Source organism: Flavobacterium sp. 245 (genome assembly GCF_004362055.1).
GTDB lineage: Bacteria > Bacteroidota > Bacteroidia > Flavobacteriales > Flavobacteriaceae > Flavobacterium.
In genome coordinates this window covers 113,709-139,424 of sequence record NZ_SNXB01000012.1, presented here as the reverse complement: position 1 = coordinate 139,424, position 25,716 = coordinate 113,709, and the positions used below count along the sequence as shown (strand labels likewise).

Genomic DNA, 25,716 nt, shown 5'->3' with positions numbered 1-25,716 from the left:
TTTAATTTTTAATTATTTAAAACATCTGTTGTATTCTTTTGAGCCTCGTCTCTTAGCGCATAAAAATCTATATTAAACGCATCTCTGTAATACTGAACCACAAGGGCTTCTTTTTTCTTAAGAGCAGTAACAGCGGCTGGTACAGTAATACTGGCATAGAAAGCATCATACTCTGATTTTGACATAAGCAAAATTATTGCTGCAGTTTCTGCAAAGTCCTCAGTGTAATTTGATCTTGCATACGCGCTAATGAAACCAAGTCTTTGCGCTGCAGCATCTGTAATACTAAAAGGGTTTGAACTATAATCATTAGGCGTAATTTTTGCCCATGATTCTACATCAAATGTTTTGGTCTGATTTAAAATATGTACATATTCGTGCTGAATGGTGTGAATAAATTGCGTAACACTTGCCCTGCTTTTTTTATCTACATAATCTACCTGAAAAAGAGATATTCTCTTTCCTCCTTCTGCCAATCCTAAAGTATTAGAAACATCATCCGGATTTACATTCACTCCTCCCACTAAAACAAAATCTCTTGGCGCTAATATTTTAACAAAATCTTTTCCTCCTATAGTACTATAACTGTCTATCCATATTTTTTTAATGATTTCAAGAGCAGGTTGTACTTTCTCAATTGCAGGTGGGTATAAAAATCTATTGGCTTCTACTACATTTTGGTTCCACTCATATTGAACATTAATATTATAAGGATCTAAATAATTTTGATCTATCCATTTATCTAAATCAGTTTTTACCGGCTGAGTAAAATCTAATGCAGTTTCAGTTGGCTGATCTTCATGAGAACATGATACCATTGCCATAATTGCAACTGCCAGTACTATCTTTTTATATTGTTTAATTAATTTCATAATAGTTTAAATTAAATTTATCTCGGATTTTTTTCAATTCCATTATTAGATGCATTTAGCGGTATTTGTACAGCACGACGTTTGTCATCTTTAACCAAAATGTTTTTTTTACTTATTTGTCCTTGAGAGTTATAAGTATTATGTTCTATTACCAGGTTAAATCTTTTAATATCAAACCACCTTTGTCCTTCATGTAGGAATTCTCTTCTTCTTGCCTCTGTAATTGCTTTAACAAAAGAGGTTTGCTCCGGAGATAATGCATAAAAAGGAGTGTATTCATCAGCAATAACAGGGTACTTTGCATATACTTTAGCTTTTGTCAACACATCTGTCGCTGCATAACCATCTGTTCTGGTTCCTAAAAAATACTCTAGTTCTGCAGTAGCAATATCCAACTGATTGGTCATAACGTGAGCCTCAATACGGTTTAAAAACATTTCATCATTAGAGAAAAGTACTACTCCTGTAAACGGAAGACCAATCTGTGCTGTTAAATTGGTATATTTAAAATATTCATCAAATTTATAGACTGCTACATTAGCTCCACTTGCTCCTTGTATTGAAATATCAATCAACCAGTCTTTGTTAAAAATATTAGTTTCGGCACCGAGTATTTCATCTCTCTCTTTTGCTCTGGTAAAAGCGAATCTATTTGTACTTGTCGCTCTACCGCAAATTGAACTAGGGAAGCCTACCAGCAAGTTCGTAATCTGTGTATTTTTGGCATATTCAATTGGTTTATTAGGAAAATCATAACCATTATAAGCTACCCAATCTCTTAATTTACCAACAGGTCTGTTTCCTAAGCCTTCTGTAAATTCAAGAACTTTTGCCCAATCTCCTTTTATAGTATAAAAACGTGCAGCAAACGCTTTAGCTGCTTCTTTATTAAAGTGATACTTTAAATAATCTGTTCTGTACTCATTAGTTATGTACTTTAGCCCTTCTTGCATATCTGCTTCAACTAAGTCAAAAACCTCTTTTACAGAATTACGTTTGTAGCTTCCAATTAAAACAGTTTCAGGCTCTGTTATGTAAGGAATCCCTAAGTCAGTTGCTGCAGTAGCAGGATTATAACGATTAGACCATATCGAAACAAGCATAAAATGCGCATACGCTCTCGCTAATAAAGCCTCTCCTTTTTGAGGATTAAGATTAGGAGTGTCACTTAATTCTTTTATCGATAATAATGCCTGATTAGCTGTGGCAATTGCTTTATAAGCGGCATTCCAGTAAAAACCTTGAGTATCCCTGCCTGTTTGATCATCTTGTAATTCCCAGTTATAACTTTGCTCGTTATTTATATTTACCAGTGAACTTTTATTATCAGATACGTTATCTGTCATACTTTCTGTAATCGAAACGTAAGAACCGTCAGGATAAGCATCTGCCAATAATTCTGAGATTTTTTCAGGGGTATCAATTTGTAATCTGTTATCTGGTGTTTCCGAAAGGAATTCATCGCAACTACTAACACCAATAAGCATCAATAGAGATAAAGCTATTCTTATATTTTTCATAATCAATTATATTAAAAAGAAAGGTTTATGGTAAAAGTGTATTGTGATGTGATTGGAAAAGCTACACCTCCAGTGTTACGAAATTCCGGATCCTGACCATTAAGTCTTTTATCAGAATAAATCAACCAAGGGTTTACCGCTGAACCTTTTAATGTAAATGCACTTAGTCCTAATTTTTTCTTGAAGTCTCTAGGAAACTCCCAGCTTAGCGACACATTTTTTAATCTTACAAAATCACCATCAGCAATTCTAACATTAGAATAATTATAAGTGTTGTATGCTTTTGCTAAAGTGCGCTCTCCACCATTGTTTTCTATTAATCTTTTATCTGCAATAACCGGAACATTTGTAATGTTTTCGTCACCAGGATTGATCCAACGGTTTGTAAAATCTTTTGTAAATACTGTTAAATCATCATAAACGCTATCATAAACAGGGTTCAAACGAACTTTATTTCCTCCTGAACCTACTATAAATACATATAAAGACCAACTTTTATAAGTAAAAGTATTTGCTAAACCTATAGATTTATTTGGCTCAATAGAACCTTCATATTTCAAGTATTTCGTAACATCAGCTGTATCTTGAAAATCAGCATCAGTCATGTTGTTATCAGCACCATCCTGTAATTTGAAAGTTGGTAATCCCTGATTATTTAATCCTGTAAATTCATATGAATAAATTGAATTTCTTGGGCTTCCTAATGCATTTCCGCCGTTTCCGTTTACCAGACTAAAAGCTGATGGTTTGTTTTGCAGCTTTGTAATTTTTTGATCGTAAACTGAAAAATTAAGTGTAGTCGACCATTTAAAATTGTTAGTTATAATATTTTGAGTTGTAAAACCTATCTCTAAACCTTTAGTCTCCATATCAGCATTATTACCTTGCTTAATACTTTGTCCTCCAACACCTGAAGTGGTCACAAAGTCAACCAGGTCAAAAGCTTTACGGCTATAAATATCTGTTACAAATTGTACTCTGTTGTTGAACATACCTAAATCTACACCTATGTTAGTTTCGAATTGTTTTTCCCATGTTAAATCACCATTTTGCAATTCATCAATAGAAATTGCAGATTCTCTGTTTTGTAAGAAAAGGCGATTCGTGATAAAACTTTTATAAATTGCTAATGAATTCGTAGCCGGTCCTGCAGTAGCTGTAAGTCCGTAAGAAGCTCTTAAGGCTAAATTGTTTATGGTTTTAGAATTTTTCATGAAATTTTCTTCACTCACATTCCACTTACCACTTACAGTATAAGTTGGCAACCATCTGTTAGATCCGCTATTCCCTTGTCTGTTAGAACCATCATAACGACCTGTAAGAGACGCTGTATAACGACGATCGTAAGTATATCCTACTTTACCAAAGAAACCAACAGTTCTTTCTCTTTCGGCGTCAAATCCATAATAAGAATCTCCGTCATTTACAATTTTAGTAATAAATCTAGGATCAATAAAAGGAGTAAGTCCTCTGTCGAACTGCAGTCCTGCAGCAGTAAAATTATCACTACTTCTGTCTACTGATCTAAGTTCTGTACCAAAAAAACCTTCTAATTCATGTTTTTCATTTAATGTATTTCTGTAATTAACACTATTTCTAATGTTATAAGAAGTCATATCATTTGTAAATTTTCTTAAGAATCCACCATTTGGAAGTACCGATACTTTTGGCGCTGTCAAATTATCAGGATTCTGGTATAAAAAGATATTTGCTTCTTGAACGATTGAGTTTTCTCCTTCGGCGCTCAAAGCTGTACCCGCTTTATAAGCTGCAGCAACATTTGAGTCTTCATAAACTTTATGCTCTCTAGATGTGTTTGCATATCGTGCAGAACCACTTAGATTATAAGTTAAATTTTTATTTAATTTATATTCTAAATCCAATTGAAAACGAATATCATTTACTTTTATATCTAATGTATTATTATTAAGCTCATTGATAATATTCATAGGAGCCCAGTTGTTTCTATAATACTCTAAATTTCCATTATCATCATAAGGTCTTAAAGTTCTGCTTGTATTTAGAACATATTTAAAGGGATTGATATCAAATTCCCTGTTTACACTTCCGTATACAGGATCTGATTTACTCTCGTAACTTCCCGGAGCTTGTTGGTTACGCACTGACCCCATTGTAGATACAGTTACATTTAATCTGTCATTTACAAAAAATGTTCCTTTAATATTAGATGTTAACTGCTTTACATTATCAGCAATTGTCCATCCCGGATCGCTGTAATAACCAAGAGATGCGTAGAAGGTATTGTTTTTTCCACCACCCGAAAAGCTTAAAGAGTGATTTTGAGTAATAGAAGGTCTGAATAAAACACTAAACCAGTCTGTATTTCCTAATTCATATTTCTGTAAAAATTGATTACGGCTAACAGCATCATTTCGAACACCAAACTGACCACCTGTTCTATTATAGGTGTCAATTTGTTTGGCCATAATATTATATACCCCTCCAAATCTTCCGTTAAGAGATGATGCTATTTCCAAAAATCCTTTACCGTCTCCGCCATATCCTTCTAATTCTTTTAAAATACTCATAGATTCCTGCGAATTTAAAATATCATATTGAGAATAATTTGGTACACTTCTTACTGTGTTTTCAACAGAATAACTCACTTTTAATGGTGAATCCCTGCGTCCTTGTTTAGTTGAAACAACTACAACACCATTTAACGATCTTGAACCATAAATAGAAGTTGCCGATGCATCTTTAAGAATTTCAATACTTTGAATATCATTAGAATTTAAACCTGCAACAGAAGAACTCAATAAAGTTTCAGAGTTTCCTGAAGCTAAGTCAGCAAATGAAATATTGATAATATCTTCCTGAACAACTCCATCAATTACCCATAAAGGTTTTGTATCTCCAAAAATAGACGAAGATCCACGTACTGTGATTTTTGGCGCAGTACCAAAAGTTCCTGTTACGTTTTGTACAGTAACTCCAGCCGCTTTACCTTCAATCATTCTACTTACATCAACAACTCCATCAACTTTTAATTCAGTTCCGGAAATTTTACTGATGGCTCCGGTAAAAGTTCTTTTAGAGGTTTTCTCATAACCTGTTGTCACAACAACCTCTTTTAAGTTTTGACCAATTTCATTTAGAATTATTGTTGGAGTAATACTGGAAATTCCAATTTCTTTTGTTTCCATACCTACATATGAAATAACAAGAGTGAATGTATTGGCAGGCATTTCTATAGAAAAATTTCCATCAAAATCTGTCAAAACTGCCATTTTTGTTCCTTTAACCGTTACGGTTGCTCCAGGGAGCGAACTTCCATTTGAGTCTGTTACTTTAGCTTTAATGATAGGCCCGGCATTCAATTTACGAAATGACATTCTTAGCTCATTTGTCTTATTTGCCACTGCGAAATTTGAGAATGCAATTGCTAAGACCAAATGGAATAATATTATTTTCATAATTCGATTGGGCAATCGTTTTTTAACAATTGGTTTTTTCATAATTTGATAAGTTTTGATTTTTAATAATTAGTATTTAAAGAGAGTATGAATTACTATTTACAGAAAGTTAAATTTTGGGTTATTAGTAATGTAGCCTGATTATTCACTTTCAGGAATTATGTTTTTACATGGTATTATTTTTAGATTATTTATCCTATTATGATTTTAAAAGAGTTGTTATTGTGATAGAAAGAATAAAAAGTAAAAAACGTTGTAGACAGATTTAAATTAGATTACTCGATTTGTCAGATTTTGTTGGAAAAAGAATTATATCAATTTTGATTTGTGACTAATGTTTTTTATAATTTTAAAATCTGTTTACCAAATCTTAATTATTCAATTAAATAAGAAATTCTAACTTTTTTGCCTTTCAAGAGGCTTGTTGCATTGTTAAAAAATAAGCCGACAATTATTTACATATGTTTAACAAATTGCGAGACAAATGTTAATAAAATGTAAAATTAATTTCTTATTGGTATTGCGCATATTGAAAAGTAGTTAACGGTCAAATTTTTGGGTTTAATGATCAAAATTGCTCGTTAACGTAAAAATCTGAGCTTATTAACTGCTATTCATTTACTTATCGAATCGTTAATAATATATGTGAGCACCTGGTAAGAATGAATCAGACATTGTGCTAACCTCAGCATCTTTCGATATTGCTATGTATAAAGCAGCACTTTTATATTTCTAGTTTGTTTCAAGCTCTAAGGCAATAGAGTTTCTGTAAAACTTTTAAAAGTATTAGCTTTAATTTGGATGAAAACTGTAACCTGGACCGCTTCGTTTGATCCTACTATGGGTACTATACGTTGGAGTTGGCCATGAAAAATAAGATTGAGTGCGCAGCCCTTTATTATAATAAATCCTGTAGGTGGGGAATCTGCCTTTACACAAGCCTCTAAAAATGTAGTGAATGATGATTTCGTTATTAATGTAAATGCTTAAAATGTAAAGGGCAAAAGTCAATTGGACAAGTTTACCGGAGTAAAAATTGGCACTTTTGTTCCTGCTGAATTTAACACTGAGATCCGTTCACCACTGCAATTAGGCTAAGGAAGGCAGTTTACGATACTGGATATGCTTAATCCGTTTTAAATGATCTTGATATGAAAAGTTCCAGATGTATTGCCAGAACCGATCCTTATTTCACTATTGCGAAAATAACCGATGAACCGAAATTAGAAGTAAAACTAAAATGATCATTGCCGATAGTCATAAAACAGCTCTTTCTCCTAATGAAGTGCTTTTTTATAGTGGTTCAAGGCCCTCTAAATTAGAAATTTGAGCGTAACAGGATTATTTACAGAGATAAAAAACATTCCAAAATTATTAATAATAATTTAATCGTTAATCTCTGAATTAGCCCGTTATTTCAAGAATTGGCCCGTTAACTACTTTACGATTGGATTTGTTTAAGAAAACCAGCTACATTTAATAAAAATATAAACGAAAACCATCTATAATCGATCCAGCAGTAAGCTGCCGTTTTAAATAAAGGAAAATGAATTTATTTAATCCACCTCTTATTTATCTATAAAGATGTGTTTATCCTTTGGTTTTGCTGGAATAATTTTTTAAATAAACAAATCTTCCCATTAAGTAAAAAAAATAAAATTAATTTGAGTTATTATGAGCGAAAAAGAAGAAATCATAAGAGATAATAGAGTAGCAAGGTTATTGTGGTTTACACTCGGATTTATTTTAGCATGTTTAATAAACAAATTTTTACTTTGAAAATAAAACAAAAAGTTATTATACTAACCACTTGTTCTCATTTAAAAACTGGTATCTGAGGAATTACTTAAATGACAGCTTAGTATATTTTTAAATGTTTAAATAGTTGTATATCATATTTTAGTAGAATTCTAAATTATAATTCCCTTTTGCATAAATTATAATTATATATTTGGATTTAATTCTGAAAAATTACTTTACTTAAACATCACTCAATCTGGTCATTCGCTTTATTGAAATTTACCTGAAATTTGAATATAATGCGAAGTGATTTAACCATTGTTTACCAATAGTAATTAAAGAAAATTTCTCAACGCTTTTAAGTGAATTTTCTTTACATATTCTATATAAATGTTTATCCATAAACATTGTATCTATTGCTTCTGTAAGCTTTTTGAAATTTTGATTCTCGACCAGTAGTCCATTGTATTTATCTAATATAATTTCATTAGGTCCACAGAAGCAATCAAAAGAAATTACAGGAGTACTACATGCTAAAGATTCTAAAAGGACATTAGACAATCCCTCATTTTTGCTACATAAAACTGTAAAAAGAGCATTTTTATAATATGGATAGGGATTTTCTAAAAAATCTGTAAATTCAACATCAGAACCTAATCCCAATTTTACTGATAATTCTTTATAACTTTGTTGATACGAACCGCTGCCGACTATAAATAGCTTAATTCCTTTTTCTGGTAAAATACTATTTGCATATGCTAAAATTAGTTCATCAAATTGTTTAATTTCTTCTAATCTTCCAATTGCTAAAATATATTTTACGTTTTTTTGAATCACCGGCTCATTTTTTAAAATTTCTATTGCTTCAAAATCTATGGGGTTATTTATGCAATGTACGTCAGATGCTATTTTTTTTGATAAAATCAAGTAGCTAATTTCTTGCGAAACAGTCACAATTTTTCTTCTTTTATATATAAGCTTAGACAAGAATACAGACCTCGGAAAATAATAATCCAACAAACCACTATGGACAGTATAAAACACATTGGTAGGATATATAAACCAAGAAAACATTAATTCCTTTATAAAACCTGGGCGTGCCCTAAAATCAATTATATAATCAAATTTATTTTTTTGAATCGTTTTTTGAATCTCACTTCTAGTGTGTATAATATTTAATTCACCGTGGTACTCATAAGTTACTATATTCGATAATACAATATTTACGACTTTTAATCCGGCATTATGAAAATAAATTGATAATAGTGCATGAACTTTCTCTGCACCGCCATGCGCCAGGCAATCACCAATTAGTGCAATTTTTCGTTTTTCTATAGTCATAGGCTTAAGTTATTAAGTCTCTAATATTGGCTTTGTGTGAAAAATATCTCTTTTTATTATAAAGAATTGTATCCAGAATCTACTTAATAAAAAACAGTTTATTTTTATGATATACAATAAGAGAAACTACTGCTTTAAAGTTTTTAGAGAATATTAATTTACCACAATTAATCTCTTTTGAGAAAGTTGAAAAATTCAGTTTTGCCAAACTGATTAATTTCTCTGGTAGTTTTTGATTGCTATAGTAAAGATTTACTTTTCGATTTAGTTAAATAATTATTGTGCTTCTATGTTTTAGTTAATACGGTTAGAACCAAATTTGCTTGAAAATACAGACATTTAAATTTTACAGAAATAAATAAAATATATAGACCCATAAAAAAGATTGAGAAATATAGATTCCTTAATCTTTTAATTATTCCAGTAGCCACGGCGTGAAAATTCCAAACATTTTTTAAGATTTTTTTTAATAATTTTTAAAATCAAAAAAGGATAGTCGAATAGATTATGGCTTGTTGTGCTTTTTTATAAAAACTTTTTAGCTAGTTTTGGATATTTTTTTTCGATATTATTTTCGTCAAATTCCTCCCCTTTAAGTGTCCAATCAGGATTGTAAGTTTTAGGGATTTCTTTTCCAGTTTTTTCTTTATAAGCATCGTAAGCTGAGTATTGAATTCCATTCCATAATTCTTCATTTTGTGATTTTATCCAGTAAACACAATCATCAGGATTTGCAATGGTATCGTAAAATTTTTCTTTGCCATGAGCAATTAGATTTTGCCTGAAGTAATCGAAGCAATCATCGAAACAACCTCCATTTATCACATAAGATGCTCCCAAAAGATCCCAATTGTACGATGCAGCCAAAAGCGCAGTAAATGTATTGTCGAATTTTTCGATTTCTTCAGCTTTAAGTTTTAGAAGTATTTCTTTTAATACTTTAGTCTGAAGTTCATAATTATCATTTGATTGAATTCTTGATTGATCTATTAATTTCCAAAACTCATCCTCTTTCATAACCTTTCCGGTAGTATCAGAAGATATTAAATTAATGTATTGATGTGTCTTAAGTGTTTTTTTGTGTTCTTTTTTTTCGCAACTGATTACCAAAATTTGAATAATAAGGAGCAATTTAATAAGTGCGCGTTTTGATGTCATAATTATAGTTTAACATAAGCTTGAGTTGTTAGAATTTGGCGATAGTTGTGTTCTTTACTTTTTGATCCGTAAATGCTTTTATGAACAATTTTCTTATTTTGGATCTTTTTGAAGCATTTCAAATGTTTTATAGGCTATGTTTATTTTAAATAACAATTCAACAATATTTACCTCATAATAGTTTTTCTAAACTTTTTAAAAAGAGTTTAGAATACCCGCATTTATCCATTCGATAGAATCGTTTAAGGAAAATGTTGTTGGAGAAAAAGCATTAATGGTCAATTTTTATTTGTATAAGAATCTTATAATTTGGCAAATGTTTTTACTAATTCAACTTTAGCTTTGCCAGTTCATGAGAATTTTATTCCTCCTCTAACAAAACCATTCATATTAATGTATCACTATTAATCTCTTGTATAATGGTTTAAAATTCAGGTTTATCAAACAGATATTTTATATAAATCAAAAAAGAGTTAAAATTATTTTTTATTCAAAAAAGTCCATTAAACCAGAATTATTAGCGGGATGCATTATATCAATATCTCATTACTTTTTGGATCTTCCCAGCGAAATCTGCATACTATTAGAAACAGGAAAATCTCAAATAAATAATAATCCCCTGTGCATAGAATAATTGTTATAGTTTAATTTTATTACTAATTTAAAAGCTTAAGTAGAAACTGCGAAGTATAAAGTAGTTAACGGTCGAATTTGAATATTACCGTTTAGAATTCGAAGTTAAACGCAGAAATATAGTTCCTTTTTGATTTTATAAAATATTTATTTTTAGTTTTGATCGGGCTATACCTTGATGATTTAGCTAATTTCTGTTGAAAACTCCCGAACATTTTTATGTATTCTTAAATATTTAAATTATAAAATATGATCTTTAAAAAGTAAATATACTTCAATATCTTGTAGGGAGTTAAGCGCAATATATCAGTTTGCTTTTAATCAGATATTTAAATAAAGCAACTACGCTTTGAATTAAGAGTCGAAATTTTGTTCATGGAATAATGAAATTGTATCCATTAAGAAAACATTATAAGTATTATTTCTTATTTAAGCTTCTTCATTTTTGTGTTTTGCAAATAAGCCATTATTATTATTATTATTACAGCTGCTTTAAAATGACCTGATATTAATAAAATTCTTTAGATTAGTTTAATAGACCTTATATGTTCTTGGGGGGAGTTCTTTTACAACTGTACAGTTCTTTCTGTATTTTACGACCATAAGCTAAACATTCTATTTTGACTTAAACTATTTTAAGCAAAGTTTGAAAATGTTTGTTTTAATCCAATTAGCATTCTAGAGATTGTATCAGGGAATAATTAACAGCCGCCATCAAGACAATTTTACGTTAATCTAAAAAAAAAGCCCGTAAAAATAGTAAATCATTACGTTAACTACTTCTTGCTTAGAATCTGGTAAATATAAAGCTATCTTTCTGTCAAAATTGTAAAAGTTATTTGATTTAACATTTAGTAAATTATTTTTTTTTTAGTTATTTGTTGTTTTTATTGATGCCTCCACCACTGATTAGAATTTTGGTTTTTTCTAATAAAAGTTGTTTGTTTATTTAAGTTAGTGTTTGCTTGAATTACAGGCTGGAGGCATTAGTAAAGAGTTGTTTTTTATAACGGCGTTAATGGCCTGATCTTACATAAAATTCTGCAGATTTGGTTAATAGAATTTAAATCCTCTTGTTGGCCTTATTTGTAACGTTATAATTCTTTCTGTATTTGGATTCAATGAGGTAAATATCATATTTTAATTTAAACCATCTTAAACTAAGTTTAAATGTTTTTTTTATGAAGTTGATATTGCAGAGCTTGTAAACAGAGTTTTTAACACCCTCCATTAAAATTTCAATTTTACGTTAATTTGAAAGATCAACACGTTAAATCAAAAAATTGGTACGTTAACTACTTCTTGCTAAAAATCAGTTAAATATAAAATTATCTTTAAGTTTTTAAGTTTGAAAAATTATTTTGACTTTAAAATATTTTATAACTTTTTTTATTTTTTAATGTTTTATTGATGCCTCCAACTACTTTGATAGATTATTGTTTTTGGGTTTCTTCTTTTTTTAGTTAGGTTGTTTGTTTTGAACTACAAACTGGAGGCATTTAAAAAAAATAGGATTTTTTTTAGCAGCGTTGCAATAATTGTTGCCACAATGAACTTAATACTTTAATTATCACTAAAAATATGACTAACGGATCGGCAACGATAGTATTACTTATTATAATAATTGCATTAGGTTATAGATATAATATTAACAGAAATAAAAGATGATATCTTAATGAGACGATTAATTGAAACTGATTGTTTTTAAATCAACTACTTAGATATTTTTAATAAACTATGACATATTTTTTTTAAACTCTTGAACCTTATTTGTTAAAAGATTCTGGATGGCAATATCTTTTCAAAATTGATTATAGAGTTTAATAATTAGACTTAATAATAATTTTTGAATATTCGAACACATACTTCTTAGTTCATGACTTCGCTGGAGTTCAATTTTTAAAGATGCCCTGTGCCACGATTTTGCCACAAAACTTATATTGGTAAAATATTTCTAAAAAATTCGCCTTAATCTTTTGTAGCAAAAAAGGTATCAAGTCCGGTCTTATGATGAAAAATAAATTCATTTTAAAATCGATAACTGATTACAATAGTCTTAAATCAAATATTTGTTTTAGTAAGGTTCTAAAAGGAATTTATATGTCATTAATTAATCTTAAATCAGAATAATCAATACGTTAATCTGTAAAAATCGCCGTTAACTACTTTTGCCTTAAAAAACGGAACGAAATAGTTGATCTTTACTCTTTTAAAGATTAATTAATTACTCTTTTAAAAATGTAAATAAGTTTTTTCAACCTTTTAAATAAATTATGATGACAAAATATCTTTTTAAAAATTATTTATATAATATATTGAGTGGGTTGATGTTTTTTGTTTTTATATCTTCTTATTTTATTCCTCCTAAAGCAAATGCAAATAGTAATTTTAAGATAGATCACAAAAATGGTTTTATAAAAAATAAACAATCATTGTCTGTTATAATCGTAAAGAGGCAGGTGAAAGATGAAAAAGGAATTGCAATAGAAGGTGTTAGGGTTTTGCTAAAAAAAAGAGCAAAAGAAGTTAAAACAGATGTTAATGGAAAGTACTTTAATTTCCTCACAGATGAATGAATTTGGAATTTTCAAGTTTGGGCTTCAAAATCAAGACTGTCAAAATTTTAAAGGATACTATAAAAGTTAAATTAAAGCGAATTTAATTTTTTCGCAATTACAATATTAAATTTATTAGAATTTTATAGAGGATTTTGTGGTGTATTTATCCAGATTATTGTTTCTTTAATAGTCTACTATTCAGTGATATGTTAATCGAATTTTCATAATACCACAGGTGTACATAAATTGAGTTTTGTCTCTCAATTTTAACTTTCCAGGTTTAAGAAAAAATAGATTTATCATTTATTACTATTTCAGTTGATCTTAGAGGCATAAAAACATCGTAAAAAATCACTTAATTTTCAGATCTATTTTAAAGAACTTAAAATTACGCTGAGAAATGATTTAATTTCAGGTTATAATTCTTCCTGCAACTGTTTTATATATTCGGAAGGTAATATTCCTATCTGCAGTTTGAATGCTTTTGAAAAAGTACTATGAGATATAAACCCAGCATAACTAGCTAAGTATGAAATTTTGTATGTTCTCAATTTTTTGTCATTTCTTAGATGATCTATAATATAATTAATTCTTAGTTCGTTGATATAGGAATTAAAATTTTTACCTTTATTTTTATTTATTATTTCGGATAAATACTGCACATTTGTTTCGAACTGTCCTGCCAATATTGCTACAGACATTTTTGAATTGGTATATTTATTTGATTTTTCGAAACGCTCCAGTTTCTTTAATAAATCCAATTCTATATTTAAGGGTACTTTTACATTTTTATTTTCCTGATCCTTAATTTTGTCCTTTTCTAATATCTTTTTAGATCTTAATAATCTTTGCTTTATTTTTGTTTGCCTTTTTCTAATATAAAAATATGTAATTCCTGAGATAATAATAGTAAATACAACTAATTTATAATCCCAAGTTTGTCCTTTTGCATTTTCCTCTATTTTTTTCTCTATATCATTATTTGCTTTTATTATTTCATTTTCTCTTTTAGCTAATATATTTATAATACTGTCTTGTTTTGCTAAAAAAAACTGGTTTTTTTTTACATTTTGATTGTGCTTATAGCACTCAGCTAATATTCGGTATGTATATTCTTTTTTATCTAGAAAGCCTTCCTTGGGAAGTTTTCTTAACAAAATATCTGAATAGTAAATGCTTTTATCGTATAGCCCCTTTTTTAAGTTAAGGTCTATCAAATTCGTATAAATACATGCTTCTAAATCTTTGTACCTTCCATCCAAGATAGATTTGCCATTTAAAAACATTTTTTCTGCTTGTACAAAATCACCATTTTGCATATAAGCATCACCGAAGTTTATATACCCGAGTAGGAGCAATTTTTTATTTTTTTTTTTTGCTTGTTCGGACTGTTTATTGAAATGTTTTAAAAAAATTGGGAGGAGCTGTATTGTTTTATAATAGTTTTTACTATTATGTTCTATTAGTCCCAGGTAGTTATATGCAAATGCTTTTGTATAATTATGACTGTCATTGTTTTTTATAGCATCACTTTCTTTAAGTGCCTTATTAATTAAACTAATAGCTTTAAAGTAGTACAATTCTCCAGAAACATTAGAAGCGATTCTGGATAACATGACAGATTTAAACTCGTGATCAGTAACGGCACTTAATTGCTTTTCTGCTTTTTCTAGAAATAACCTCATATTGAGCTTATCATTCATTGCTTCATAGGCACATGCTATTTTATATAGTTCTAAACTTTTTTCTTTAGGATTTTTGGTTGTTTGGTAGATTCTCGTACTGTTTTTTATCGTCTGAGTGGGATTGTACTCTATTATAATATAATCAATATCACTCTGTCCAAAAGAAACAATAGGATAGAGCCATAAAATTAATACTAAAATAAAATTTTGTTTTGCTCGTATATTATGATTGGAGCAATTTTTTTTTAGAAATTTAATAATCAAAACAGTGTTGTGTTTTAATTTCATAATAAGGTTTTTTATGGGTTTAAGGTGTTTGTTTTCAGTTGTTTGTGTTTTTTTTTAAAGTTGTTGTATATAGGTATTTAGTTATTGCATAGATGGAAGTTTATTGAAAACAGTCCTAAATTTGTTGAAGATTTGTAGTATTAACTATCATTTGTTTTTAAAATATTTGTGTTTTTTTGAACAGAAATCTAAAAAGATAAGCTGCAATTTTCCTCCTGTAAAAAGGAGAAGATTTGTAATGACAGACAAAGCTAATTTACATTATTATTTACTAGATAAACTTAATTATAGATTTTTTTTATTGACATCAATAATTTAATAAGATTTAAAAATAATTTAATAAGAATACCAGAAAATTAAAAAGTCTAAAGGTGGAGCTGTAATTGATTTAAAAATATTGAAATTATAAGATTTTAGTCTGTAAAACAATGGTAAAAAAACTATGAGTTGATGCAAGCAAAACGAATATCTCGTATTTATTTTTCAAGAAATACATCAGGTAAAAAAGCTTCATAATTAATTTAATAAAAAAGAAAGTTTGAATATAGGTCATATTTAATTAGCATTATCAATGAAAGAATCGAAATTTTTAATTCAATCCAAAAAAGAACAGGATTTTTATAAGATTGAAGATCTTAAGATTAGAGAAAAGCCAAGTAGTAGCACAGTAAATAATAAGTTCAAAATGATCTAAATTTTAAAATAGCACTAAGTTTTAGGTGAACCTAGCAGATGAAAAGTTAAAATTTAAATTCCATAATTTAAAACCACCCATTTTATGAATATTTATAAAGCAGTCATAGTTGATGACGAAATGAACAATATTTTGCTATTGAAACATTTTATATCAAAGTATTTTCCTAAGATTGAAATTGTCGCGCAAGCTATGTCGATTTCGGAGGCAGTTGTAGTAATTAATGATCATAATCCGGATATTCTTTTTTTAGACAGCCGTTTACGTGAAAATGAAGTTTTTGAGGTACTGGATCAAATAGAAATAAATAAAGCACAATTAATTTTTGTTAGTTCACATGAGCAATATGCAATCAAGGCGATAAAATATAATGCGATCGATTATATATTAAAACCAATTATTCTAGAAGACCTCGTTGTAGCAATTAACAAAGCAGTTCAGAAACTTGTATGGAATTCTTATTTTGATTTTAAGCATGAGTATAAAGTTGATAAAACCCAGGTTGATGTATCAAGAAATAAAGATTATTTAGCAGTTGTTTCTATAGATAAAATTGAATTATTTAAAGTTTCAGATGTCATTTTTGTGGAGTCAGATAGTAAATATGCTACTTTTTATCTAATTGATGGAACACAGCACGTATCGAATAAAAACCTGATCCATTATGAAGGGGTTTTGGATTCAGCGAGTTTTTTTCGAATTCATAAATCCTACATTATAAATATTAAGTATACTTCAAGGATAATAAAGAAAGATGGGAGTTATTGTCAATTAGTAAATGGAAAATTACTTCCCATTGCCAAAAGGAAAAAAGAAGAATTTAATCGATTTTTAAAAATTAGGGAATAATACAATTATCTGGATTTTTAAAATTACCAAGCAGTTATGCTGATTAAAGAAAGAAATCATTGGTTTATCATTTTACTATAATTTTACTTGTATAGCCCTTAAAGAGCGGTACAAACAGGATTGAACTACATGGGGAATCAATGAGAATGAAAAAAAGCATAACGAAGGGATAATTATTTATCTATATTTGAAATAATAATTAACACATGAAAAAAAAGTAGTTTTTTGAAATAAATCGAGATGCTAACTTTGCACCGTAATGGGGTGGTCACTTTAAATTGTAAACAGATGGTCAACATCACTGAGTTTTACACTATAATCGCTCGGTAATCTTCAATAATCTGATTAGATATTTGAATGCTTCCTGTTCATAATAGGTAACGTGTTAAAATAATGGGATTAATGATATAGAGAATTGAAAAAATCTGATCATATCTTTGTTATACCGATTATACTTTAAAGCTATCTAGATATATTATCATAAAAATAAATAGTAATGAATTAAATAAGATTTTTTATTACGTTAACCTCTAAAATCTAACTTTAAAATCTAAATTCGACCGTTAACTACTTTTCAATATGAATACTATATCAATGAAACTACATTTGCAATACTTGCAAAATGTATAATTTTAGACCTCTAGTTTTTTAAACCTTTTAGGTATAAAAAAATGAAAAAATTAATCTAGATCAAATGGAAAATTTTTCCGAAGACGGATGTGGATGGTCAGCCGTTGGTCTTGGATTAACTTTTGCCGGCGCATTTTTGGTTGCAGGACCAATAGGAGCTGGTCTTTTTGCAGCGTCATTTATCCATGGAAGTATCGCTTTGGCACAGGACTGTGCGTCCAATAAGCCAGAACTTTAGAAGCTGAGGCTCGTGATCCAATTTTTATAGAATAATTGATTAAATTTATAAATACAATTTTGAATATTAATTGATTAAAAAACATTAGATATGGATTTTGTAAAAAAAAATAGACGGACAATACTAATTGTGATTCTATATTTTGGATTACTCATGTTAGGAATGCAGATATATAAAATTCTAAATGATGGTATTAATCCCCAAAAAAATTTGTATATACAATTATCTTCATTAATATCATTTTCTTTTCTTGTATTAGGTTGCTTTTGGGAACTATATTTTGCAAAGAAAAAGGAATCGAAAAAAAACAGTAGTAAGGGAGGTTTGCCTCCCTTTTTAATGACTATAAGTTTAACATTTTTGAAAAAACAAAATTTTCTAATACTTGTAAGTTCATTATATAGAAGAAAATTAATTTCTAGTAAATAGTTTAATAAATTCGAACCTAAACTTCTTAGGTATTGGTTTTGCTGGATTTATATTATTCAAAAACGCCATGTGCCACGATTCTGCCACAAAACTCAAAGTATTCATTTGAGTTCATTCTAACTTATAGTCCATTTAATCATGAATATTTTTGCGCCCAATAAGCTGGCGGAATTTCTTTGTAAACTATTTGCAGATTTTTAGGCAAAAATTATAGTGAACTCGATTTGTGAATATAGGTTATAGTTGAGTCGTTGTAACCCATTATTACTCTGTCTGCCAAATTAATAAATAAACCATGTCCGATTATCCCTTCTATCTGACTAAGTTTTTTGGAAAGCTCAATGGGATTGTTTATCAGTCCGAAATCAGCGTCAATAATATAATTTCCCTGATCAGTTGTGTAAGGGCCGGTCGGTGCCAAACGAATTTCACCGACTCCATTTATAGCTATAATGTGCTTTAAAACATAATCAAAAGAGTTTATCTCTATTTCAATAGGAAGCTTAAATTTACCTAGGATATCAACTTTCTTTGAAGAGTCAGCAATAATTATTAGTTTTTTAGATTTTGAGGCAACTATCTTTTCCTGATATAATGCTCCACCTCCTCCTTTTATCAGATCCAGATCATTGGTGAATTCGTCTGTTCCGTCGATAGTAATGTCAATTGTAGTGACTTGATTTATATCGATGATAGGAATGTTTAAAGATTTTGCAAGGTTTGAAGTTTTAGTAGATGTAGGTACAGCTTTAATTTTTAGACCTCTACTTATCAATATGCCAATTTCTACGATAGCATAATAAGCGGTAGAACCGGTTCCCAAACCCACAATTTGATTGTCTTTAATAAACTTTACAGCTTCCTTTGCGGCAAGCTGTTTTTCCATTTCTAAATGTTCTTTCATTATTAAGGATTTAATAAGTAGGTTTATTGCAAATTTCTGCATTTGCAGGCAACTCAAAAATAAAGATAATCTGTTTTAATGAAAAAAAATTATAGCAGAAAATTGATTTCTGGCAAATGGATCTGGTATAGGTTTGTCTTCAAAAGAGGACTGCCTTTTTAAGCCTTTTTGAGATTCCGCGCTAATATTATTACCTTAGCTGTTTGGTAAGAAATCTTGATCAATGGAACCCCAACAGTATATCAGACTATCAGCGCTCAACGATATGATTCATGACACGATTAGTTCGCGTTTTGAAGGACAGCGTTTCTGGGTACTGGCCGATATCACCAATCATTCCTTTAAAGCCGATAAAAAAATCCATTATTTTGAGCTGGTGGAGAAGGCGCAGAACGGTAATGCGATCACCGCCAAAATGATGGGCAAATCATGGGGAGGGGGAGCTGTTTGTATTGAGGAGTTTGAAAAAAATACAGGACAAACCTTTACCAACAACCTTCATGTCCTGGTTCAGGTGAGGGTGGATTACCATCCCTTATATGGTTTGTCTGTAAGCGTTTTGGATATCGACAGTAATTTTATGCTGGGAATACTCGAGCAGCAACGAAATGCTACCCTTGAGCGCCTGGTCAGAGAAAATGATTATATCCAAAAAGAAGGAGATGGCTACTCCACTTATAACAGCCGGCTAGAGCTTCCAGCGGTAATTCAGAGAGTGGCTGTAATCTCCTCGAGCAGCTCGGCAGGGAACGAAGACTTCCGCCACACGATGCAGCATAATAATTTTAGGTATGTTTTCCAGATTGATGACTATTATACCGTTGTGCAGGGAGACAACAACGCAAAACTATTCTTGAATAAACTCATCGAAATCTATAATACGGGAATCCCATACGATGCCATTGTGATTAACAGGGGCGGCGGCTCACAGTCTGATTTTCTGATTTTTGACAATTATAATATCGGAAGGGCAGTGGCCAAGTTTCCCATTCCGGTTATAACAGGTATAGGGCACCAGAAAAATGTCAGTATTACGGACCTGATGGCCCATACGAATACCAAAACACCAACAAAGGCGGCTGAGTTCATCATTGCCCATAACCGAAGTTTTGAGCTTGAAATATTCTCGCTGCAGCAAAATATAATCATAAAATCACAGCAGCGTTTTCCTGTCCATTATAAAGAACTAAGCGAGCTCAAAAACGACATTTCTCGTAACACAAAGGAGCTCATACAAATGCATAGGGAAGAGCTTACCCGAACTAATCATCGGATTACAAGCAATTCCAGGGCAGTTTTCTATGGACACCAAAAGTCACTTATCCTCGCTGTACAACAGCTGGCGCAGAGTCCTAAAATGCTGATACAACAGAATAAAAATGAGCTAGTGAATATAAAAAACAGCATAAAAAATGAGGCTAGTGAGTATCTTCGCCATGAGAAGCTTACTTTGGATTACCACCAGAAAAGCATACAGATGATGTCCCCGCATAATATACTACGCAAAGGATATGCAATTGTCAAGGTAAATGAAAAAATTATCAGCAGCTCAGAAAGCATAGAGGCCGGGCAGGAGATCGAAGTAATACTGAGAGACGCAAAACTTAAAAGCACAGTTAAAGAAAAAATACAATACAATGGAAGAAAAACTGACCTATGAGGCGGCAAAGTCCGAGCTGACAGCCATTTCAAAAGAAATAGAAAGTGAAGAAATATCAGTTGACCAGTTGGCTTCAAAAGTCAAAAGGGCGTCAGAGTTAATTGAGTTCTGCCAAACCAAACTTAAAAATACAGAAGCGGAGGTTAATAAAATCATCAGCAGGATGGAGAACCCTGAGAATTAATTAAGGAAGGTATATACCAGGCAGAAGGTTTCTTCATTATGAAGGTGTATAATCCGAATAAATAGGAATACTTAAAATTAAAATTTTGATATTCAATTTATATATGCCTCTTACTTTATAAGTCCCATTAGAATATAATGGGACTTTTTTTTGCATCTTTTATTCCAAATACTAATGAGGATAAAATGCCCGCTCCTTTCAGTAATAACAGGCTGATACCCGTTAGAATCGGTAATGAAAGTATCAATATATTTTATTGAATCTTGAATTAGATATCATTAAATAATTTTTATATTTGATGTCAAACAGCATCTATATTATTTAAATTAATTGCAATGGAAAAGGGGATGAAGCTTAAGGTTCGAAAAGAACTGGACGGCAGGCAGCAGTCTAATATTATTAAATTAAAAGGAAGTCTGATCTCAAAGGGTTACACAGAGATCATACATATTCTGGATCAGGATGATGAATTTCACATCAATTCTTTTGATATTGAGACGGGTACTGACAATGAAGTCCGTGAATTTATCACTGCATTTATTGCCAGAGAGCAGCTGGAGGACAGCATATATATTTTCAAGTAAAGGCAGCGAATTGAATTAATTAGCCTGTAAAAAGCATTGCAAATAAAACGCCCTTTTCAATGAAAGAGGCCCTTTTCATTTTCTATTTGATATTAAAAAAGCAGTGAGAGGGACTTTTAATATTATTTTCAGGAGATCTTCCCGCTATACATTGTAATCTTTTGTGCCCACCCAGGCACAAAAGGATTTCCACTTCACACGAGCGAAGCGAACTGGCGAATCAATCGGGGCTAAAATACTGCCTGGAACTGTTTTATTCCTAAGATCCTATAAGAAAAGCCGTTAATGATAACGGTTTTTTACAGGCATCAAATCTGGGCACCTTAAAATTTTCGCTGGGAGGGTTTTATATTGCCAGGTGATCAATTAGCTTTCTCATCTCTGGTAAGTTCATCTTCTTTAAGCTCCTCATTTCCCAGCTGCCCAATTTCGAATTCCTTTTTGACTGGATTATCCTGATCGGGCTCTATGGTTTCAAAGTAATCATTTTCAGCATCATCGCTGCTCTGGGTATCAATATCAGTTTCAAACCCTTCTGAGGGATCATTTTCTATAAGGTCCGCTTCAATGTCCTTCTCGGTTATATCTTTGGACGCGCTGTCTGATTCATGGTCCAGATTCTCTGAATCATAAGGATTGTTGTTCGTATCACTGCTTTTTGGGTCTGTGTTTGCGTTTTGAAAATTCCTGTCATCCTGAGGGTAATTTTCCGGTGTATCTGAATTTTTCATTTCATTTTTTTTAATTAAATTATTGCTTTTGTTTTTTAAAAATAGTGTTCTTAGCAAGTTTGCCGGTATTGCCGTGCTTGTACTCGTTTGTCCTTTGTCAAATGTAAAAAGGATAGCAGCAATTTTTTTACAGAATAATGATTTGCATTTATAAAATAGCTATCAGGTAATCAGGCGGGTAGATGCCCTATTATATGCTGTAGAAGTAGTTTTTAAAACAACACATGAGGCAATGCCTCAAAGGTTTTATCCTTTATTTGTTTACTGTTTATTGGTACTGCTTAATTCCCGTTCAGCCCCCTAACCAGATGTCTGCAGTTAGTTTACACTCACATTTATTACACCGGCTCTGCAGCAGTTTGCCTTACTCTATATCCTGATCCTTTCAGTCTTTCTGGTACAGGTGCAACGGGGGATGTAAATACCGTTTAATTCCATCACAAAGTTCGGGCACAGCGCGGCGGGGCGCTGCAAAAAATTCCCCCATAAATGCAGTACATCCGTCCTGCTTTATTGCGTTGCTTTCTGCGCTTGCTTGCTTCTGCCCGCGGGCGGTGCTAAAATTAATCTTAAATATTTAGCATCATGAAAACTGCAGCAAACAACGATTGGAAAATCGTTTCAGAAATTGATCTGATTTATAAAACAAAAGTAAAAAGTTCCCAGAGACCTCTTATTACATCCTCCAGATGTGCCTATGCACTTTTGAAGGACTGCTGGGATCCAGGCAAGATTGAATTTCTGGAGCAGTTCAAAGTGCTGCTGCTGAACCAGTCCAATAGAGTACTGGGTATATATGAAGCTTCTTCAGGAGGCATCTCAGGTACTATTGTTGACATCAGACTTCTGTTTGCCGCTGCACTGAAAGCCAGTGCCGTTGGCATCATCATCAGCCACAATCATCCCTCTGGCAAAACAATTCCTTCAGAAGCTGATAAAAGCATTACCAGAAAGATTAAACAGGCAGGAGAGCTGCTGGACATTCCGCTGCTGGATCATGTGATTGTCACTTCAGAAAACTATTATTCCTTTGCAGATGAAGGCGCCTTATAGCGCCTTTTTTTCTCTTTCTTTCTTTCTTTCTTTCTTTCTTTCTTTCTTTCTTTCTTTCTTTCTTTCTTTAAGCCGGGGTGTGGCTGCTCTGTAAGGCAGAGGTTGTGATGCTGTAAAAGTGTCGCAGGTATATTAAAACTTTTAGCTGTTTATTGTGGTAACCTTCAACCTGATGCCTGCACCCTGATACGAAATAAAAAACACCGTCGGCGCTTCATGCTGACGGTGTTTTTTTTTTTTTGTTTTTACTGTTTCTTTGCGGCACCCAGGCCGGCAAGTTTTTCATTGAGTTCGGTAAGGCCTGCCCTTGCCAGACAATCAGTTGAAAGCTGTTTTAATTCGGCAATATTTTCCTCGCCGGTTCTTTGCAGCAGCACCGATGGGCAGCTTTGATTTTCAATAAGTCCGCGCCCGATCACATGGTGGAGCAGCAGCACATTTTTTCGTGAAATCTTCAGATCAATCTTCACCGTTTCATTCATGCCCGGGATACTCAGTATGGTATCAAAAACCTGGGCAGCATCATTTTCTGTCAGCATAGTTCACACGTTTTTAAATTAATAATTTAATCATTCAAAGATAGGCAGAAGCTTTAAAAACACCCCGTTCAAAATATGGACCCGATGGGATGGACTGGAGATCCTTTTATAATTTCGTTGTCAGCAGCATTAAAATGGCTTCTATAATAATTGTTATTCAGCTGCTGTAAGACTGCCCCGTTCCTGCAGTCGGCCAGATGTCCGTTTGTTAAACAAACGAATCTGGTTGCCCCGGCTCGGAACTCGGGGGCAGTGAAACCGGAAGGAAAAGAAGTAAAAAAGAAACTGGAAAGAAAACATAAAGATGATGGGAAAGAAGATGGAAAAAGAAATTTTAAACAGAACGCGCATCGCCGCGGTGCGCTTTACCACTGCCGAATATGCGGCGCTGGAAAGAAGATTCAAAGCGACAGCCTGCAGGCAGATGAGCGAATACCTCAGAAACTGCCTTTTGCATAAGCCTGTAACGGTCAGGCACCGGGATACATCACTTGACGAATTTATGCTCGAATACATCCGTCTGAGAAAGGAGCTCACGGCCCTTGGAAATAACTTTAACCAGAGCGTTAAAAAACTGTATGGTATAAAGCAGATCCCGGAGTTCAGGCAGTGGATTTTAAGCACCGCAGCACAGCGTGAAAGGCTGCTGTACCAGGTGGAGCAGATCCAGGAAATGACATGGAAAATTACAGAAAAATGGTTGCAGTCATAAATACAGGATATTCGGTGCGGAGCATTTTGAGCTACAACGAAAATAAGGTCAAAGAGGGTGTCGCGGAGTGTATCGGGGAAGGCAATTATCCTGCCCCGGCCGAAAGCCTGAATCAGGCTATGAAACTTGGCAGGCTGCTGCATCAGAATGCGCTGAATGGTAATGTAAAAAGAAACAGCGTGCACATCTCTTTAAACTTTCATCCCTCTGAGAATTATTCCACAGAAAAGCTCCTGCGGATAGCCGGCGCGTATATGGAAAAGATAGGCTTCGGGGAGCAGCCTTATCTGGTTTACCGGCATGATGATGCAGGACATCCACACATCCATCTCGTCTCCATAAAAGTCTGGCATGACGGTTCGCGGATCGACATGCAGAACATCGGGAAAAACCAGTCTGAAAAAGCCAGAAAAGAAATCGAAAAAGAGTTCAGATTGGTGCCGGCGCAGGGCAGGGTGATGGAAGAGATTCCTTTTGTAAAACCTGCCTGGGCAGGCAGGGTTTTATATGGCAGATCCGAGTCTAAAAAAGCCATGTCAGGGGTGCTTAATGCAGTGCTTTTACATTATAAATACAGCTCGCTTTCAGAGCTCAATGCCGTGCTGCAGCTGTACAATATAAGGGCCGACAGGGGGAGTGAAGATTCGAGGATTTTTAAGACCGGGGGACTGGTGTACCACATCCTGGACAAGGATGGGAAAGCCACGGGAGTTCCTATAAAGGCAAGTGATTTTGCGATGAAACCCACGCTTGCTTTTTTAGAGCGTCGATATGCGCTGAACAGTAGTGAGAAGGTATTTGAAAAGAACAGGATCAGAAGCGCTGTGGACGGCGCTTTGCTGCGTCGCGACATGGATCTGGAAAAGCTGGTTTCCCAGCTGCACAAAGAAGGTATCGATGTGGTTTTGCGAAAAAGTGCCGGGGGACAGGTTTATGGAATAACCTATGTGGATCATCTCGCCAAATGTGTTTTGAACGGCAGTGCGCTGGGGAAAAACTACAGCGCCAAAGGGATGCTCGAACGCTGCGGCACTACTACCAAAGCAGCAGAGGTTTCAGGGGATGGAATAGTCCCGCAGACGGCTTCTCAAGAGCCGAAAGAAACTGCTTTGGAAAGCACTTTGGAAAGCGCTTCAGATGGTATTTCGGTGAAGGTGCTGGAGGAACTATTCAAGCCCGAATGGCAGGGAGATTATGTGGCTGGAAAGTTTAAGGCAAGGCGCAGGAAAAGCAGAAGAAAAGGTGCTGCGGACAGGAATTGATTTTAAATAAAATAA

18 protein-coding genes are annotated in these 25,716 nt (G+C 32.5%); 9 read left to right on the top strand and 9 right to left on the bottom strand.

Annotation, left to right across the window (positions count from 1 at the left end):
* Positions 1 to 8: 8 nt before the first annotated feature.
* The 5 genes from EV145_RS19615 to EV145_RS19595 all read right to left on the bottom strand — a co-directional run bounded on the left by EV145_RS19615 (position 9) and on the right by EV145_RS19595 (position 10,068).
* Entirely contained in the window at positions 9 to 872 is an 864-nt protein-coding gene (locus tag EV145_RS19615) for a substrate import-associated zinc metallohydrolase lipoprotein (RefSeq protein ID WP_133526886.1), read from the bottom strand.
* A 17-nt stretch (positions 873 to 889) separates the two neighbouring features.
* Positions 890 to 2,392, bottom strand: a complete 1,503-nt coding sequence (locus EV145_RS19610) for a RagB/SusD family nutrient uptake outer membrane protein (protein ID WP_133526885.1) — start codon at positions 2,390 to 2,392, stop codon at positions 890 to 892.
* Positions 2,393 to 2,403: 11 nt separating this feature from the next.
* A complete protein-coding gene (locus EV145_RS19605) occupies positions 2,404 to 5,871 on the bottom strand; it encodes a SusC/RagA family TonB-linked outer membrane protein (protein ID WP_133526884.1) in 3,468 nt (1,155 codons plus the stop codon).
* A gap of 1,977 nt (positions 5,872 to 7,848) precedes the next feature.
* Positions 7,849 to 8,910, bottom strand: a complete 1,062-nt coding sequence (locus tag EV145_RS19600; RefSeq protein ID WP_133526883.1) for a glycosyltransferase — start codon at positions 8,908 to 8,910, stop codon at positions 7,849 to 7,851.
* Positions 8,911 to 9,435: 525 nt separating this feature from the next.
* On the bottom strand, positions 9,436 to 10,068 hold the full coding sequence (locus EV145_RS19595; protein ID WP_133526882.1) for a DUF4240 domain-containing protein: 633 nt from the start codon (positions 10,066 to 10,068) through the stop codon (positions 9,436 to 9,438).
* A 2,906-nt stretch (positions 10,069 to 12,974) separates the two neighbouring features.
* On the opposite strand from EV145_RS19595, the gene EV145_RS19590 reads away from it, so the two are divergent.
* The gene (locus EV145_RS19590) at positions 12,975 to 13,277 is read left to right on the top strand and encodes a hypothetical protein (RefSeq protein WP_133526881.1); all 303 of its coding nucleotides are present in this window, start codon (positions 12,975 to 12,977) and stop codon (positions 13,275 to 13,277) included.
* 398 nt (positions 13,278 to 13,675) lie between these two features.
* Here EV145_RS19590 and EV145_RS19585 read toward each other — a convergent pair whose 3' ends face one another.
* Complete coding sequence (locus EV145_RS19585) at positions 13,676 to 15,232, bottom strand: helix-turn-helix domain-containing protein (protein ID WP_133526880.1); 1,557 nt, start codon at positions 15,230 to 15,232, stop codon at positions 13,676 to 13,678.
* 778 nt (positions 15,233 to 16,010) lie between these two features.
* Here EV145_RS19585 and EV145_RS19580 point away from each other — a divergent pair.
* Together EV145_RS19580 and EV145_RS22490 are read left to right on the top strand one after the other, a co-directional pair.
* The gene (locus tag EV145_RS19580) at positions 16,011 to 16,775 is read left to right on the top strand and encodes a LytR/AlgR family response regulator transcription factor (protein ID WP_133526879.1); all 765 of its coding nucleotides are present in this window, start codon (positions 16,011 to 16,013) and stop codon (positions 16,773 to 16,775) included.
* A 694-nt stretch (positions 16,776 to 17,469) separates the two neighbouring features.
* A complete protein-coding gene (locus EV145_RS22490; RefSeq protein WP_166638492.1) occupies positions 17,470 to 17,643 on the top strand; it encodes a hypothetical protein in 174 nt (57 codons plus the stop codon).
* Between the two features lie 637 nt (positions 17,644 to 18,280).
* Here the strand turns inward: EV145_RS22490 and rpiA are convergent.
* On the bottom strand, positions 18,281 to 18,976 hold the full coding sequence (gene rpiA / locus EV145_RS19575; protein ID WP_133526878.1) for a ribose-5-phosphate isomerase RpiA: 696 nt from the start codon (positions 18,974 to 18,976) through the stop codon (positions 18,281 to 18,283).
* 223 nt (positions 18,977 to 19,199) lie between these two features.
* Here rpiA and xseA point away from each other — a divergent pair, with 223 nt between their 5' ends.
* From xseA to EV145_RS19560, 3 genes are all read left to right on the top strand, one after another.
* Positions 19,200 to 20,636: an exodeoxyribonuclease VII large subunit gene (gene xseA, locus EV145_RS19570; RefSeq protein ID WP_133526877.1), complete on the top strand. Its 1,437-nt coding sequence runs from the start codon at positions 19,200 to 19,202 to the stop codon at positions 20,634 to 20,636.
* Entirely contained in the window at positions 20,614 to 20,820 is a 207-nt protein-coding gene (gene xseB / locus EV145_RS19565) for an exodeoxyribonuclease VII small subunit (RefSeq protein WP_133526876.1), read from the top strand. The genes xseA and xseB overlap by 23 nt, the downstream gene beginning before the upstream one ends.
* Positions 20,821 to 21,155: 335 nt before the next feature.
* The gene (locus tag EV145_RS19560) at positions 21,156 to 21,404 is read left to right on the top strand and encodes a hypothetical protein (protein ID WP_133526875.1); all 249 of its coding nucleotides are present in this window, start codon (positions 21,156 to 21,158) and stop codon (positions 21,402 to 21,404) included.
* A gap of 362 nt (positions 21,405 to 21,766) precedes the next feature.
* Here the strand turns inward: EV145_RS19560 and EV145_RS19555 are convergent, their stop codons facing one another.
* On the bottom strand, positions 21,767 to 22,135 hold the full coding sequence (locus EV145_RS19555; RefSeq protein WP_133526874.1) for a hypothetical protein: 369 nt from the start codon (positions 22,133 to 22,135) through the stop codon (positions 21,767 to 21,769).
* A 585-nt stretch (positions 22,136 to 22,720) separates the two neighbouring features.
* Here EV145_RS19555 and EV145_RS19550 point away from each other — a divergent pair.
* Positions 22,721 to 23,188: a RadC family protein gene (locus EV145_RS19550; protein WP_133526873.1), complete on the top strand. Its 468-nt coding sequence runs from the start codon at positions 22,721 to 22,723 to the stop codon at positions 23,186 to 23,188.
* Positions 23,189 to 23,433: 245 nt separating this feature from the next.
* Here the strand turns inward: EV145_RS19550 and EV145_RS19545 are convergent, their stop codons facing one another.
* Entirely contained in the window at positions 23,434 to 23,727 is a 294-nt protein-coding gene (locus EV145_RS19545) for a hypothetical protein (protein ID WP_133526872.1), read from the bottom strand.
* Between the two features lie 319 nt (positions 23,728 to 24,046).
* Between EV145_RS19545 and EV145_RS19540 the strand changes: the two genes are divergently transcribed.
* Together EV145_RS19540 and EV145_RS19535 are read left to right on the top strand one after the other, a co-directional pair.
* Positions 24,047 to 24,439 carry a plasmid mobilization protein gene (locus tag EV145_RS19540; RefSeq protein ID WP_133526871.1) on the top strand — a complete coding sequence of 131 codons (393 nt, stop codon included), beginning with the start codon at positions 24,047 to 24,049 and terminating at the stop codon, positions 24,437 to 24,439.
* Complete coding sequence (locus EV145_RS19535; protein ID WP_243739292.1) at positions 24,406 to 25,701, top strand: relaxase/mobilization nuclease domain-containing protein; 1,296 nt, start codon at positions 24,406 to 24,408, stop codon at positions 25,699 to 25,701. The genes EV145_RS19540 and EV145_RS19535 overlap by 34 nt, the downstream gene beginning before the upstream one ends.
* The last annotated feature ends 15 nt before the right edge of the window (positions 25,702 to 25,716 follow it).

What these genes read in the sequence shown, in the direction of transcription:
- EV145_RS19615 (WP_133526886.1), bottom strand. Translation starts at nt 872, where the DNA reads ATGAAATTAATTAAACAATATAAAAAGATAGTACTGGCAGTTGCAATT.
- EV145_RS19610 (WP_133526885.1), bottom strand. Translation starts at nt 2,392, where the DNA reads ATGAAAAATATAAGAATAGCTTTATCTCTATTGATGCTTATTGGTGTT.
- EV145_RS19605 (WP_133526884.1), bottom strand. Translation starts at nt 5,871, where the DNA reads ATGAAAAAACCAATTGTTAAAAAACGATTGCCCAATCGAATTATGAAA.
- EV145_RS19600 (WP_133526883.1), bottom strand. Translation starts at nt 8,910, where the DNA reads ATGACTATAGAAAAACGAAAAATTGCACTAATTGGTGATTGCCTGGCG.
- EV145_RS19595 (WP_133526882.1), bottom strand. Translation starts at nt 10,068, where the DNA reads ATGACATCAAAACGCGCACTTATTAAATTGCTCCTTATTATTCAAATT.
- EV145_RS19590 (WP_133526881.1), top strand. Translation starts at nt 12,975, where the DNA reads ATGATGACAAAATATCTTTTTAAAAATTATTTATATAATATATTGAGT.
- EV145_RS19585 (WP_133526880.1), bottom strand. Translation starts at nt 15,232, where the DNA reads ATGAAATTAAAACACAACACTGTTTTGATTATTAAATTTCTAAAAAAA.
- EV145_RS19580 (WP_133526879.1), top strand. Translation starts at nt 16,011, where the DNA reads ATGAATATTTATAAAGCAGTCATAGTTGATGACGAAATGAACAATATT.
- EV145_RS22490 (WP_166638492.1), top strand. Translation starts at nt 17,470, where the DNA reads ATGGAAAATTTTTCCGAAGACGGATGTGGATGGTCAGCCGTTGGTCTT.
- rpiA (WP_133526878.1), bottom strand. Translation starts at nt 18,976, where the DNA reads ATGAAAGAACATTTAGAAATGGAAAAACAGCTTGCCGCAAAGGAAGCT.
- xseA (WP_133526877.1), top strand. Translation starts at nt 19,200, where the DNA reads ATGGAACCCCAACAGTATATCAGACTATCAGCGCTCAACGATATGATT.
- xseB (WP_133526876.1), top strand. Translation starts at nt 20,614, where the DNA reads ATGGAAGAAAAACTGACCTATGAGGCGGCAAAGTCCGAGCTGACAGCC.
- EV145_RS19560 (WP_133526875.1), top strand. Translation starts at nt 21,156, where the DNA reads ATGGAAAAGGGGATGAAGCTTAAGGTTCGAAAAGAACTGGACGGCAGG.
- EV145_RS19555 (WP_133526874.1), bottom strand. Translation starts at nt 22,135, where the DNA reads ATGAAAAATTCAGATACACCGGAAAATTACCCTCAGGATGACAGGAAT.
- EV145_RS19550 (WP_133526873.1), top strand. Translation starts at nt 22,721, where the DNA reads ATGAAAACTGCAGCAAACAACGATTGGAAAATCGTTTCAGAAATTGAT.
- EV145_RS19545 (WP_133526872.1), bottom strand. Translation starts at nt 23,727, where the DNA reads ATGCTGACAGAAAATGATGCTGCCCAGGTTTTTGATACCATACTGAGT.
- EV145_RS19540 (WP_133526871.1), top strand. Translation starts at nt 24,047, where the DNA reads ATGGAAAAAGAAATTTTAAACAGAACGCGCATCGCCGCGGTGCGCTTT.
- EV145_RS19535 (WP_243739292.1), top strand. Translation starts at nt 24,406, where the DNA reads ATGGAAAATTACAGAAAAATGGTTGCAGTCATAAATACAGGATATTCG.